This is a genomic window from Aquihabitans sp. G128 (assembly GCF_019048865.1).
Taxonomy (GTDB): domain Bacteria; phylum Actinomycetota; class Acidimicrobiia; order Acidimicrobiales; family Iamiaceae; genus Aquihabitans.
The window spans coordinates 201,608-215,011 of the sequence record NZ_CP077604.1 but is presented as its reverse complement, the minus strand read 5'-3'; the positions used below and the strand labels follow the sequence as shown (position 1 = coordinate 215,011).

Genomic DNA, 13,404 nt, shown 5'->3' with positions numbered 1-13,404 from the left:
TGCCCGTGAGGACCACGCCATGACCGAGCTGGCCGAACGGCTCGGATACGCCGCCGATGCCCGGATCGTCATCATCAACTGCGACGACCTCGGGTCCAGCCACGCCGTGAACGCCGGGGTGTACGAGTCGCTGCGCACCGGCCTCGCCACCAGCGCCACGATCATGGTCCCCGCACCGTGGTCGCGGGAGGCGGCGTCGCGCTACCGCGGCGAGGACGTCGGGGTCCACCTCACCCTCAACGCCGAGTACGACCGCTACCGCTGGGGCCCCATCACGCGGGCACCGTCCCTGCTCGACGGCGACGGCGGCTTCCCGCGCACGCTGGAGGACCTCTGGGACCACGCCGACCTGGACGAGTCCCGACGCGAGCTGCGGGCCCAGATCGAGCGGGCCATCCTCTGGGGCTTCGACATCAGCCACCTCGATTCCCACATGGGCGCCCTCCAGCTCCGCCCGGAGTTCTTCGACATCTACCTCGACCTGGCGCTCGAGTTCGCCCTGCCCATCCGGCTCTCCGGCGGTGACACCGAGCGGGCCGTCGGGTTCCCGTTCCGGGCCCTCGCCGCCGAGGAGGGCGTGCTCTTCCCGGACCACTTCGCCTACGCCAACGGCGTCGGCAGCCGTCGGGTGATCGAGCGGGTCGTGCACGACCTCCGCCCCGGCGTCACCGAGCTGTACCTCCACCCGGCGCTCGACACCCCCGAGCAGCGGGCCTACGACGACCACTGGGCCAACCGGGTGGACGACCACCATCTGCTCTGCTTCGACCGCGAGCTGCCGGAGATGCTGCGCCGTGCCGGCGTCGAGCTGATCGGGTTCCGCCCGCTGCGCGACCTCCAGCGCGCCAGCCGAGCCAGCTGACCGAAGCCGGCGGCTCGGACCGCCGGGCCGGCCTCAGCGGTCGGTGGCGGCCTCCAGCTGGTCGCGGGCCGCGGCCCAGGCGGGGTCCTTGGTGGCGGCGAGCAGCCGCAGCAGGGTCCCGGTGCTGCCGGCGACCTTGATGCGGCCCCGCATGAACGCCGCGTTGGGGTCGAGGTCGCCGGTGGCGAGCTGCATCGACTCCTTGTAGGTGATGGTCAGCGTGAGATCGGCATCGTCGTCGGCGCCGAGCGTGCCGGCGGCGACCCGCCCGTCGGTGACCACGGCGGCCACCTTCAACTCGCCGTCGGGCCCGCCGGGCACCACGAACTGGATCCGGGCGTCGAGGCCGGGCACCTCGGGCAGGTCGGTCGCCGCCGCCACCAGGGCGTCGAGCCACTCCTGGCTCAGGTAGGCGGCCATCAGCGCAGCCCGGCGAAGAGGTCGTCCTCGGGCAGCGTGGTGGGGACCCGACTCTCGGCGAGCTGGTAGTCCTCCCACGGGTAGAGCCCGGCCACCACGCCGTCGGGCAGGCCGAACCAGAACGGCGACTCGGGGTCGATCTGGGTGGCGTGGGCCTTGAGGGCGCCGCTGCGGGCGGCGTAGAAGTCCTGCACGTCGACCTGGGTGGTGATGCGCTCGTCGTGCGACGGCCGGTCGAACCACTTCTGGTCGAACGGCGACTCGATCCCGGCGTCCAGGAAGCCCTGGTGCATGGCCACGAACCGAGCCCGGGACCAGGCCGAGTAGTAGAGCTTCGACGGCGTCCACGGCGCCCCGGCCTCGGGGAACCGATCAGGGTCGCCCGCTGCGTGCCAGGCCACGATGGTGATCTCGTGCACCCGCAGGTGGTCCGGGTGCGGGTAGCCCTCCTGGTCGTCGCCGTAGGTGATGATCACCTGGGGCTTGTTGCGGCGGATGACCGCCACCAGACGGCCCACCGCCTCCTCGAGCGGGGCGTTGGCGAAGGCCCGGGCGTCGGCGTTCTCGGGGGTGTCGGGCATGCCGGAGTCCCGGTAGCCGAGCAGCACGAGCTCGTCGTAGCCGATGATCTCGACGGACCGGGCGAGCTCCTCCATGCGGACCTGGAAGAGGTTCTCCTGGACCTCGGGCCGGTCCATGGCCGGGTTGAGCACCTCGCCCGCTTCCCCGCCGGTGCAGGTGACCAGCGTCGAGTGCACGCCCTCGGCGTGGTAGCGGGCCACGGTGCCGGCCCCCTTGGACGCTTCGTCGTCGGGGTGGGCGTGGACGCTGAGGAGTCGGAGCGAGGCGGTCACGGTCGGGAACGGTACAAGCCGCACCGCCCTCGTCCCACCGCCGGGGCCCTGGTCGACAGGCCACCCACTAGGTTTGGCCCGGACGACGAGGCAGGAGCGTTGCCGTGGACTGGAGCTCACCCGACACCTGGTGCTGGATCTGGCTGGTCACCGCGGTCGTGTTCGCCGTGGGCGAGATGGCCGTCGCCGGGTCGTTCTTCCTGGCCCCGTTCGCGCTCGGTGCGGCGGTCGCCGCCGTCCTCGGGTTCCTCGGCGTGCCGCTCGCCGTCGAGTGGGCCGCCTTCCTCGTCGTGTCGCTCGGCGCCTTCGCCGCCCTCCGGCCGCTCGCCAAGAAGCTCGACCAGGCCGGCCCGCACCTCGGGGTCGGCTCGCACCGCCAGATCGGCCAGGTGGCCCGCGTGATCGAGGCCATCGACGGCGCCGAGGACGAGGGCCTCGTCATGCTGGGCGCCGAGCGCTGGCGGGCCGAGAGCGCCGACGGCCAGGTGTTCCCCGTCGGGGCCACCGTCTCGGTCGTCGAGGTCCGGGGCACCAAGCTCCTCGTGCGCGCCGACGTCGGCCGTCCGACGCCCGCCCGGCCCGATCCCGCCGCGGGCTGAAGGCCACCCGCCCCGCCCACCAGCTCGACCCCCGAACGACCCCGACCGACCGGAGACCCCCCATGGCCATCGTCGTCGCCCTGGCGATCCTCGCCCTGTTCCTGTTCATCTTCGCGGCGAGCGCCGTGAAGATCGTCCAGCCCTTCCAGCGGGGGTGAAGGAGCGGCTCGGCAAGTACAGCGAGACGCTCGACCCCGGCCTGCGGGTGATCCTGCCGTTCGCCGACAAGATCCGGCTGGTCGACATGCGCGAGCAGGTGGTGGACGTGCCGCCGCAGGAGGTCATCACCTCCGACAACGTGGTCGTCTCGGTCGACGCCGTCGTCTACTACGAGCCCACCGACCCGCAGCGCCTCGTCTACAACGTGGCCAACTTCATCCTCGCCGTCACCAAGCTGGCCCAGACCAACCTCCGCAACGTGGTGGGCGACATGCAGCTCGACCAGGCGCTCACCAGCCGGGACACCATCAACCACGGCCTGCGCGACATCCTCGACGACGCCACCGACAAGTGGGGCGTCCGCGTGGTCCGGGTGGAGATCCAGCGCATCGACCCGCCACCGGACGTCATGCACGCCATGCACGAGCAGATGAAGGCCGAGCGCACCCGGCGAGCCGTCGTCACCGAAGCCGACGGCCGCCGCTCCGCCTCGGTCACCACCGCCGAGGGCGAGAAGGAGTCGGCCATCCTGCGGGCCGAGGGCGAGCGGCAGCGCCAGATCCTGCAGGCCCAGGGCGACGCCGAGGCCACCAAGGCCCGAGCCGAGGCGGAGCGCTTCCGGCAGCTCACCGTGGCCGAGGGTGAGGCCCTGGCCATCACCACCGTCTACGACGCCATCCACGCCGGCAACCCGTCGCCGGACCTGCTGGCCATCAAGTACCTCGAGACCCTGGGCCGCATCGCCAACGGCAACGCCACCAAGATCTTCCTGCCCGCCGACTTCGCGAGCGGCCTCGGCGGCCTGGCGGCGGTGGCCGAGCTCTTCGCGGGCGACGACGGCGGCGACGCCGCTCGCGCCACGCGGTCCACGGCCAGCAAGGCCGGCCTGGCCGACCACCTGGCGGCATCGGATCGCATCCGGGCGGCCGAGGCGGCCAAGCCCATCGGCGAGGCGGTCGTGCCCCCGCCGGTGGTCGAGATCCCCACCGCTCCCCCGCCCCCGCCGCCCGGCCCGGTCGAGCCGGCGCCCTTGCCCCCGGTGCCGCCGACCTGAGCCCTGGCCCGACGCGAACCTCCCGCCGCCCGACCCGTGAGGGGTCAGACGGCGGGAGGTCCAGGTGACGGTCGACGAGGTCCAGGATCGCGCCCGCCGCATGTGTGGACGGGCCCGGTGGCGAGCAAAGAGGGCGCTGAGCGTCCGCTCCGAAGCGCATCCGCGGTCCGTGATGGGAACGGGTGGCGATGCCGGTCCGAGGACCGTTTTGGGTTGCCTAGATCAGGCCCGGAGGCGAGCGCTCCAGGTGGCGTGCGATCTTCACGGTGTTTCCCGACCTCCTCGATTGAGCGAGTGTGGCGTTTCGTTCCGTGCTGCCGGGGGTCTGTTCCGGCGCACCCCCACCATCCTCCCAGGGCGCGGCGAGGTCAACCCTTGTATGTCGCGGGTTGGGGTGCTAGCCGCCCCGTGTCCACCGGGCGGCCACCGCGTCAGCTCGCCGCGGAGGGCGACGCGTCGGCGTCGTCGGCCACGTCGTCGGCCGCTGCTGCTTCGCGCGGCTTGCGCTTGAAGAGCGGCTCCGGCGGGCCCTCGACCTTGTTGGCCCGGAAGTAGGCCCAGCCGAACGTGCCGGCCACGAACAGGTAGAGGATCGACAGGCCACCGCTCACGACGCCGATGATGGCGGCGGCGAGGAACCAGATGCGGCGGCGGTGCTTGGTGAGCGAGAGCCCGGCCGCGATGAAGGCAGTGAGCGCCGGGATGGCGATGATCAAGAGGGCCTTGCCGGTGCCGTAGAACTTCGAGGGCGGTCAGCGTGGGCTTGGCGCCCTTCTTGGCGCCGTCGGGCACGTAGGTCTTGGTGAACGAGATCATCAGCGACACGAAGACCACGAGGGCGGCGCCCATGAGGGCCTGGAGCCCGCCGGGGACCTGCATCACCTTGCGAGGCCAGCTGCCCTCGAGGGTGGCGATGTCGACCGGCGCGCCGCCGGGCTTCGGGGGGCGCTCGCGGCGCGGCCGGCCCGAGCGCGTGGTGGCCGCCTTGGGGTCGGCCTTGGCCGTCCCACCGGCTGCCGGCTTGGCCGACGACGCCTTGGCCAGCTTCTCGGCGGTGGCCGGGGCCACGCGGGAGGGACGAGCGGGGGCACCCTTGGTGCGAGCCTCGAGGGCGGCGCGCCGCGCCCGGTTCTCCCGCTGCCGCCGCTGGCTGGACGTCTCGCGCTTGTTGGCCACCGCTAGAAGCTACGGAGCAGAGGCCGCCCGGGCCAAGGCGGCCGCCACCGTCGCGCCGACGGTCCGGGCCCGTCGCCACCGCGTCGGCCACCATGGTCCGGTGCGCCACCGTCGCCACGGGGCCCTGGTCCTGCTCGCTCCCGCCGTGGCCGCGCTGGGCCTGGCCGGCTGCTCGTCGCGCGCGCCAGCCACCGGGGTCACCCGGGTGGACCGGGCCGTGGTCGTGGCCTACAAGCCGTGCCAGGACGACGCCGGCCTCGGCATCCGCCGCCTCGCCCTCTACGGCAGCGATGACGTCGACCACCCGGTCTGGGAGGCGCGCTACGTGGATCGCACCCAGCCGGCGGTGCTCGACCTGCCGGTGGTGGAGCGCTACCCCGGCTACCGCATCACCGACCGTCGGCCCGGCGGCGCGCTCGACGAGGACCAGCGCTACTCCTTCGAGGCCACCGCCACCGACGGCACCGAGTGGGGCGGGCCGGGCTTCAAGGTCCAGGACCTGCGCCAGGGCAGGGTGCAGGTGGCCGGCCAGGAGCTGGAGTTCGCCACCTGGGTCGACAGCCCCACCCCGTGCCCGAAGGTCACCTTCGTCGACGCGCTGCTCACCGGGCTCGTGGTGGCGGCGGTGGCCGGCAGCGCGCTCCTGCTGGTGCGGCGGCTCACGCGCCGCGGGCGTCGAGCTCCTTGACGTTGCGCTTGAGCGCGACCTGCCGGTAGCTCTCCTCCACCCAGTCCTCCAGCACCCCCACCGGCGGCGCCCCGGCCCGGAGCTTGATCGACACCCACCCCGCCTTGCCCAAGCCGTAGCCGCTCGGCTCGGCGCCCTCGCCCTGCAGGGCCTGCTCGTGGGACTCCACCAGCTTCACGCCGATCTGGGGCGGGTACTCCGGGTCGTTGTGGCCGAGGAAGACGAAGATCTTCTTGCCGCCGTTGGTCTTGACGACGTCGCTGTCCCACGGGTGCTCGAGCACGCTGTCGGGCAGGGCGAGGGCGAAGGCCCGCAGCCGGTCGCGGACCGCTTCGGGGTCGTAGCGCTTGCCCATGGCGGCCACGCTAGGTCGGGGGCGCGCCGGCGTGGGCCCGGATCCAGGCGTGCATGGCGATGCCGCTGGCCACCCCCGCGTTGATCGACCGGGTGGAGCCGTACTGGGCGATGGCGCGCACCTCGTCGGCCGCAGCGAGCGCAGCGGCCGACAGGCCGGGGCCCTCCTGGCCGAACAGCAGCACGCAGCGCTCCGGCAGGTCGGTCCCCTCGATCGGCGTCGAGCCGGCCACGTTGTCGATCCCCACCACGGCCAGGCCTTCGACCCGCGCCCAGGCCAGCAGCGCGCCGACCGTGTCGTGGCGGTGGACCGGGAGGTAGCGGTCGGTGGCCATGGCGCCGCGCCGGTTCCAGCGCCGCCGACCGACGATGTGCACGCCGGCGGCGCCGAAGGCGTTGGCGTTGCGCACCACGGCGCCGATGTTGCGGTCGTGGCGCCAGTTCTCGACGGCCACGTGGAACGGGTGCTGGTGGGCGGCCAGGTCCTCGACGATGGCGTCCTCGCGCCACCAGCGGTAGCGGTCGGCCACGTTGCGGCGGTCACCGGCCGCCAGCAGGTCGGGGTCGAGGCGGGCGTCGTCGGGCCACGGCTCGGGGTGCGGGCCCACGCCCACGGCGCCGAGGGCCTCGGCGTCCTCGGCGTCGAACCGGGCCAGCACCGCCGGCAGCTCGGCCAGGTCGGAGATGGTGGCGTCGGGGACGATGCCGGGAGGGCAGGCGACGCCGGTGCGGTTCAGCCACACCGCTCGGCAGCCGGCGGCCTGCGGGGCGGCGACGTCGTGGTCGGGCTGGCCGCCGACGGAGACCAGCTCGGTGGGGTGGCAGCCGGCGGCGGCGGCCGCCGTGGTGAACATGCGGCGGTCGGGCTTGCGGATGCCGAGCTCGGCGGCGGCCAGGCGGAAGTCGAACCGGCCGGCCAGCGGGCTGCGGTCCGGCGACGTGCTGCCGTTGGTCACCAGGCCCAGCACGTAGCGGCCGTGCAGCTCGTCGAAGACCGCCTCGACCTCGTCGAAGCAGTCCTCGGCATCGAAGGCGACGCAGCGGACGGGCACCCCGGCACGGTAGGTGACCGGCGTGGCGGGCACCGCCGACCGTGCGCGCCGGCAGGGTCAGGGACGGCGCCAGAGGACCAGGGGCAGGACCGGGCCCGAGCCGGCGGCGCGCAGGCCCTCGGCCACCACGGCCATGGTCCAGCCGGACCGGAGGGCGTCGTCGACCACCAGGCCGGGGCCGCTGGGCAGGGCCTGGCCGTCGGCGCGGCCGAAGCGGAAGGCATCGACCACGTTGGCGGCCTGGGTGGCGGAGTTCTCCATGCGGGCCTGGGGCGGGGCCTCGCGCTGGCGGGCCACCGCCTCGACCAGCTCCATCTTCCCCATCCGGGCCAGCTCGGCGGCCAGCCCCTCGACCAGCAGCGGCCGGGTGCGCGACGGCACCCAGGTGACCCACGTGGGCCGCTGGGCCCACGGCCAGGCCTTGAGGGTGGCGGCCACGCCCCGCACCAGCTCCTCGGTCGGGGCGGCGTCGGGCCCGGCGAAGAGCCCGGCCACCACCTCGGACCAGCCGGGGTCGTTGCCGAAGGCCAGCGCTCGTCCCTCCTCGGCCCGCAGCTCCGGCTTGATGTTGCCCCGGCGCCCGTCGAGCCCCTTGGGCCACTGCTTGCGGGGATCGACGGGCACCACCGCGCCGCGCAGGAACTGCTGGGCCCGGGTGACCGCATCGGCGTCGAGCGACTGGTCGGCGCGCTCGCCGGTGCAGTTGTCGCACCGGCCGCAGTCCTCCGCCGCCGGATCGTCGAGCTCGTCGCGCAGGAAGCGCAACCGGCAGCCGGACGTGCGCTGGTAGGCCTTCATGGCCTCCTGCTCGGCCTTCCGGGAGGCGGCCAGCTGGCGGTAGCGCTCCTCGTCGTAGGTCCAGCCCGAGCCGGTGGCCGACCAGGTCGACCGCTCGCGGTCCACCGCCCCCTCCACGTCGAGCACCTTGAGCAGCGCCTCCAGCCGGCCCCGGCGCAGGTTGACCATGGACTCCAGCTCCATGACGGTGCTGGGCCCTTCACGAGCCAGGCAGGACAAGACCTCCTCGACCACCTCGCGGGGCGGCATGGCGGTGGAGGCGAAGTACTCCCAGATGTCGACCTCGGTGCGGGTGGGCACCAGCACCACCCGGGCCTCGGCCTTGCCCCGCCCCGCTCGACCGACCTGCTGGTAGTAGGCGATCGGCGACGACGGCGAGCCGAGGTGGACGACGTAGGACAGGTTGGGGTTGTCGTAGCCCATGCCCAGCGCCGAGGTGGCGACCACGCAGGCCAGCGAGCCGTCGTCCAGCCCGGCCTCGATCCGCTCGCGCTCGTCGGCCGGCGTCGAGCCGGTGTAGGACGCGGCGGCCAGGCCGTGGTCGCGCAGGTGGCCCGCCACCCGCTCGGCCTCGGACACCGTGAGGCAGTAGACGAGACCGGGGCCGCCGTGGGCGGCGGTCCACGACTCCAGCCAGGCCAGCTGCTCGGGGGCGGTGGGCACGTCGGCCACCGCCAGGTACAGGGTGGGCCGGTCCAGCGAGCCGCGGAAGGTGAGGGTGGCGGCCCCGATCTGGCCGGCCACGTCGGCCTCCACCCGCTGGTTGGCGGTGGCGGTGGCGGCCAGGACCGGCACGTCGGGGGCGAGGCCGGCCAGGACGTCGGCGATGCGGCGGTAGTCGGGGCGGAAGTCGTGGCCCCAGTCCGAGATGCAGTGGGCCTCGTCGATCACCAGCAGGCCGACGCTGGCCGCCAGCGACGGCAGGACGTCTCGCCGGAAGCCCGGGTTGTTGAGCCGCTCCGGCGAGATGAGGAGCACGTCGATCTCGTCGGCGCGGATCTGGTCCTCGATGTGGCGCCAGTCGTCGATGTTGGCGGAGTTGATGGTGGCGGCCCGGATCCCGGCCTTGCGGGCCGCGGCCACCTGGTTGCGCATGAGCGCCAGCAGCGGCGACACCACCAGCGTGGGCCCGGCGCCCTGGGCCCGCTGCAGGCGGGTGGCGATCCAGTAGACGGCCGACTTGCCCCAACCGGTGGCCTGCACCAGCAGCACCCGCTGGTGGTGGGTGACCAGGGCGTCGATGGCGGCCAGCTGATCGGGCCGCAGCACCGCATCGGGCCCGGCCAGCTCGGCCAGCACCGCCTGGGCACCTTCGGCGACCTCGGGCGACGGAGGGGCCAGCGGCGTGGGTTCGGTGGCGGTCATGGCCCCATCCTCCCAGCCGGGGGTGACAACCCGGCCGCCGATCCGCCCGGCACCCGGGGTCAGCGGAAGTCGCGGCTGGGGAGGGTGGCGCTGAGCGGGAGCAGGGAGATGGTCTCGGCGATCACGTTGACCACGCCCTCGGCGGTCTCCAGGCGGCCCCGGACCAGCAGCGCCGGCGCCGTCTGCACCAGGCGGCGGTGGTGGACCCAGCAGCCCTTCGAGACCACCACGTTGATCAGCCCGGTCTCGTCCTCCAGGTTGAGGAACGTGGTGCCCCCGGCGGTGGCCGGCCGCTGGCGGTGGGTGACCACCCCGCCCACCAGCACCCGGCTGCGGTCGGGGCGGCCCCCCCAGCTCCTCCGAGGGCACCACGCCCAGCCGGCGCAGCTCGTCGCGCAGGAACCGGGTGGGGTGGCCCTCGGGCGAGACGCCGGTGGCCCACAGGTCGGCCAGCGCTTCCTCCCGTGCGTCCATGCCGGGCAGCATCGGCGCGGTGGCCCCGGTGACGATGCCGGCCAGCCGGTCCGGCGAGCCCTGGGCCACCGCACCGGCCACCCAGATGGCCTGGCGCCGGTCGAGGCCGCCGTCGCCCACCGGCGCGCCGAACCCGGTGAAGGCGCCGGCGGTGGCCAGCGCCTCGAGCTGGGGCAGCGTGAGGTCGCCGTGGCGGGCCACCGACTCGAGGTCCGGGTAGGGCCGGCCGGCGGCCAGGAGCTCGGCCAGGTCGTCGCCGATGCCGCGCACCGAGCCGATGCCCAGCCGCACCGCCACCCCGCCGGCGCTGGCGGCGCAGGGCTCCAGCGTGGCGCCCGCCGCCGAGGCGTTGATGTGCGGGGTGCGGACCTCCACCCCGTGGCGGCGGGCGTCCTGCACCAGGGTGTGGGGCGAGTAGAAGCCCATGGGCTGGGCGTTGAGCAGCCCGGCGCAGAACGCCGCCGGGTGGTGGAGCTTGAACCAGGCCGAGGCGTAGACCAGGTAGGCGAAGCTCACCGAGTGGCTCTCGGGGAAGCCGAAGTTGGCGAAGGCGGCGAGCTTGGCGTAGATCTCGTCGGCCACCGGCCCGCTGATGCCCTTCTCGGCCATGCCCTCGTAGAGCCGGCCCCGCAGCTGCTCCATGCGCTCGGTCGAGCGCTTCGAGCCCATGGCCTGGCGCAGCTGGTCGGCCTCGCCCGGGGAGAAGCCGGCCACGTCGATGGCCATCTGCATGAGCTGCTCCTGGAACAGCGGGATGCCCAGCGTCTTGCGCAGCGACGGCTCCAGCAGGGGGTGCAGGTAGGTGATCTCCTCCTGGCCGTTGCGGCGCCGGATGTAGGGGTGGACCGAGCCGCCCTGGATGGGACCGGGCCGGATGAGCGCCACCTCGACCACCAGGTCGTAGAACTCGCGGGGCCGCAGGCGGGGCAGCGTGGCCATCTGGGCCCGGGACTCCACCTGGAAGACGCCGATGGAATCGGCGCGGCAGAGCATCTCGTAGACGTCGTCGTCCTGCGGGATGGTGGCCAGGTCGACCGTGGGATCGGCGTGGGCGCGGACCAGGTCGACCATGTGGTGCAGGCCGGTGAGCATGCCCAGGCCCAGGAGGTCGAACTTCACCAGGCCGGCCGCCGCGCAGTCGTCCTTGTCCCACTGGAGCACGCTGCGGTCGGCCATGCGGCCCCACTCCACCGGGCACACCTCGATGATCGGCCGGTCGCAGATGACCATGCCGCCGGAGTGGATGCCCAGGTGCCGGGGGAAGTGCTCGACCTCCGCCGCCAGCTCCAGCACCTCGATGGGGATGTCGTGGTCGAGCCCGGCCCCGGGGATGGCGAACCCCGACGCGCCGGGGTCGCCGTCCGGCGTGGGCAGGCCGGGCGGCAGCGACTGCTGCACCCGCTGGTGGGCCGTGCCCCGCCGCGGCTTGGCCCCGGCGCCCGGGCCGCTCCCCGGGTTGTCGGTGGCCTCGTGGGGCGACACCGCCACCGACCGGCCGGGTCGCCGCGACCGCACCCCCGGCGTGTCGGCCAGGTCGTCCGGGTGGTCGAAGATCCCCGCCGGGCCGGTGGGCACGGCGGGCCCGGCGCGGCCGTCGGGCGGGCTGGCCGCGCCCACGGCCGCCGCGCCGGGGCGCTCGTCGACCCAGCCGGGGTACCCCGGGCGACCCGCGGCCGAGCGGGGGCGGCGCACCTCCCTCGACGTCGGGGAGCCGGGCGTGGGCGCCACCGGCTGGGGCACCGGGCCGCCCCCGCCCGGCAGGTTGCCCCGCACGCCCTTCCAGGGGTCGAGCTGCTTGGACCAGGCGTCCTGCTGGCCGGGGTCGGCCCCCAGGGCCTTGGCCATGTCCCGCACCGCCGAGCGGGAGCGGTAGGTGATGACGTTGGCGACCTGGGCGGCGTGGTGGCGGCCGTAGCGGTCGTACACGTACTGGATGACCTCCTCCCGGCGCCCGCTCTCGATGTCGAGGTCGATGTCGGGCGGGCCGTCGCGCTCGGGCGACAGGAAGCGCTCGAACAGCAGGCCGAGGCGCACGGCGTCGGCCTTGGTGACGTCGATGGCGTAGCAGGCCGCGCTGTTGGCGGCCGAGCCCCGGCCCTGGCAGTAGATGTCGCTGCGGACGCAGAACTGCACGATGTCCCAGACGATGAGGAAGTACCCCGGGAAGCCCAGTCCCTCGATGATGTCGAGCTCGTGGTCGATCTGGTCCCAGGCCTTGCGGTTGGCCGTCGAACGGGGGCCGTAGCGGCCGGGCCGGGCCGCGCCCTCCTCCACGAGGCGCCGCAGGAACGCCATCTCGTCGAGGCCGTCGGGGCACGGGTAGGGCGGCAGCTCCGGGGCCACCAGCCGCAGGTCGAACGCACAGGCCCGGCCCAGCGCCGCCGCGGCCTCGACCACCCCCGGGTAGCGGTCGAAGCGCCGGGCCTGCTCGGCGCCCGAGCGCAGGTGGGCCCCCGCCCCGCCCGGCAGCCACCCGTCGATGTCGACCAGGCTGCGCCGCGCCCGCACGGCGGCGAGGGCGGCGGCCAGGCGGCGGCGCGAGGGCACCGCGTAGTGGACGTTGTTGGTGGCCACCAGGCCGAGGCCGCGCCGCAGCGCCAGGTCGGCCAGGGCGTCGTTGCGGGCGCCGTCGAGCGGGTCGCCGTGGTCCCACAGCTCCACGTGGACGTGCTCGGCGCCGAACGCCTCCACCAACCGGTCGAGGGCCCGGCCCGCCGCCGCCGGCCCCTCCCGCTCCAGGGCGCTGGCCAGCGGGCCCTTGCGGCAGCCGGTGAGCACGGCCCAGTCGCCGGCCAGGTCGGCCAGCTGGCCCAGCCCGATGCGCGGCGCCCCCTTCTGGCCGGCCAGCTGGGCGGTGCTGGCGGCGCGGGCCAACGAGGCGTAGCCCGCCGGGCTGCGGGCCAGCAGCACCAGGTGCTCGCCCGGCGGGTCGGCCTCGCCCTGCGGCGGCACCACCGGGCCGTCGAGGGTGAGCTCGGTGCCGAAGACGGTGGGCAGGCCCACCGCCCGCGCCGCCTCGGCGAAGCGCACCACGCCGTAGAAGCCGTCGTGGTCGGTGACCGCCAGCGCCTCCAGGCCCAGCCGGGCCGCCTCCTCGGCCAGCTCCTCGGGGTGCGAGGCCCCGTCGAGGAAGCTGAAGTTCGAGTGGCAGTGCAGCTCGGCGTACGGCGTGGCGTCGGCAGCGGCCCGCCAGGAGAGGTCGGCCGGCGGCTGGTAGGCCGCCCGCTTGCGCGACCACGCCGGCCCGTCGCCGCCGTCGGCCCACTCGGGGAACCCCTCGGGCCGCTCGTCGGGCCGGGCCCCCACGCGGCCGCGTGGCGGGGCGTGGGGCCCGAGCAGGGCGGCGGGGCCGACCGGCCCGTCGTCGTGGTCCTCCTCCGGCGATCGGCCGGCGCGCTCGCGCTCGTAGCCGTCGCCCCCGTTGGCCCACCGAGCCGGGTCGTCGACCGGCTCCGACCGACCGCTGAGCCTCCGTTCGAGCTCCGACCACGAGACCGGAGGGTTGCGCCATCCCACCCGAGCGAGCATCGCGCCGAACACCTGTTCGAT

General features: G+C 74.5%; 9 protein-coding genes and 3 pseudogenes. 4 read left to right on the top strand and 8 right to left on the bottom strand.

The genetic code is table 11. The annotated features are described in order from the left end of the window. Positions 1 to 19 precede the first annotated feature (19 nt). On the top strand, positions 20 to 862 hold the full coding sequence (locus KSP35_RS00950; RefSeq protein WP_216998382.1) for a polysaccharide deacetylase family protein: 843 nt from the start codon (positions 20 to 22) through the stop codon (positions 860 to 862). A gap of 33 nt (positions 863 to 895) precedes the next feature. Here the strand turns inward: KSP35_RS00950 and KSP35_RS00945 are convergent, their stop codons facing one another. After that, positions 896 to 1,282, bottom strand: coding sequence for an SCP2 sterol-binding domain-containing protein (locus KSP35_RS00945; protein WP_216998381.1), 387 nt, complete (start codon positions 1,280 to 1,282; stop codon positions 896 to 898). Next, positions 1,282 to 2,136 (bottom strand): mycothiol conjugate amidase Mca, encoded by an 855-nt coding sequence (gene mca / locus KSP35_RS00940; protein WP_216998380.1) that lies wholly within the window; start codon positions 2,134 to 2,136, stop codon positions 1,282 to 1,284. The genes KSP35_RS00945 and mca overlap by 1 nt, the downstream gene beginning before the upstream one ends. 104 nt (positions 2,137 to 2,240) lie before the next feature. Between mca and KSP35_RS00935 the strand changes: the two genes are divergently transcribed. Next, on the top strand, positions 2,241 to 2,735 hold the full coding sequence (locus KSP35_RS00935) for an NfeD family protein (protein ID WP_216998379.1): 495 nt from the start codon (positions 2,241 to 2,243) through the stop codon (positions 2,733 to 2,735). A gap of 154 nt (positions 2,736 to 2,889) precedes the next feature. After that, the gene (locus KSP35_RS00930; RefSeq protein ID WP_254126921.1) at positions 2,890 to 3,948 is read left to right on the top strand and encodes an SPFH domain-containing protein; all 1,059 of its coding nucleotides are present in this window, start codon (positions 2,890 to 2,892) and stop codon (positions 3,946 to 3,948) included. Between the two features lie 431 nt (positions 3,949 to 4,379). Here KSP35_RS00930 and KSP35_RS00925 read toward each other — a convergent pair whose 3' ends face one another. Next, positions 4,380 to 4,664, bottom strand: a complete 285-nt coding sequence (locus KSP35_RS00925) for a hypothetical protein (RefSeq protein WP_216998378.1) — start codon at positions 4,662 to 4,664, stop codon at positions 4,380 to 4,382. 560 nt (positions 4,665 to 5,224) lie between these two features. Here KSP35_RS00925 and KSP35_RS00920 point away from each other — a divergent pair. Then, positions 5,225 to 5,812, top strand: coding sequence for a hypothetical protein (locus tag KSP35_RS00920; protein WP_216998377.1), 588 nt, complete (start codon positions 5,225 to 5,227; stop codon positions 5,810 to 5,812). Here KSP35_RS00920 and KSP35_RS00915 read toward each other — a convergent pair. From KSP35_RS00915 to KSP35_RS25405, 5 genes and pseudogenes are all read right to left on the bottom strand, one after another. Next, positions 5,784 to 6,167, bottom strand: coding sequence for an MmcQ/YjbR family DNA-binding protein (locus KSP35_RS00915; protein ID WP_216998376.1), 384 nt, complete (start codon positions 6,165 to 6,167; stop codon positions 5,784 to 5,786). The genes KSP35_RS00920 and KSP35_RS00915 overlap by 29 nt on opposite strands. Before the next feature lie 10 nt (positions 6,168 to 6,177). Continuing rightward, on the bottom strand, positions 6,178 to 6,822 hold the full coding sequence (locus KSP35_RS25420; RefSeq protein ID WP_371749011.1) for a TrmH family RNA methyltransferase: 645 nt from the start codon (positions 6,820 to 6,822) through the stop codon (positions 6,178 to 6,180). A gap of 72 nt (positions 6,823 to 6,894) precedes the next feature. Further along, positions 6,895 to 7,218: pseudogene (locus KSP35_RS25415) on the bottom strand (HAD family hydrolase); the annotation flags it as partial. Between the two features lie 57 nt (positions 7,219 to 7,275). Further along, positions 7,276 to 9,225, bottom strand: a pseudogene (locus tag KSP35_RS25410) (ATP-dependent DNA helicase RecQ); the annotation flags it as partial. A gap of 215 nt (positions 9,226 to 9,440) precedes the next feature. Then, positions 9,441 to 13,371, bottom strand: a pseudogene (locus KSP35_RS25405) (PHP domain-containing protein). Positions 13,372 to 13,404: the final 33 nt, after the last annotated feature.

Excerpts from the sequence above, each read along its gene's own strand:
- KSP35_RS00945 (WP_216998381.1), bottom strand. The coding sequence starts at position 1,282 with ATGGCCGCCTACCTGAGCCAGGAGTGGCTCGACGCCCTGGTGGCGGCG.
- KSP35_RS00950 (WP_216998382.1), top strand. The coding sequence starts at position 20 with ATGACCGAGCTGGCCGAACGGCTCGGATACGCCGCCGATGCCCGGATC.
- KSP35_RS00915 (WP_216998376.1), bottom strand. The coding sequence starts at position 6,167 with ATGGGCAAGCGCTACGACCCCGAAGCGGTCCGCGACCGGCTGCGGGCC.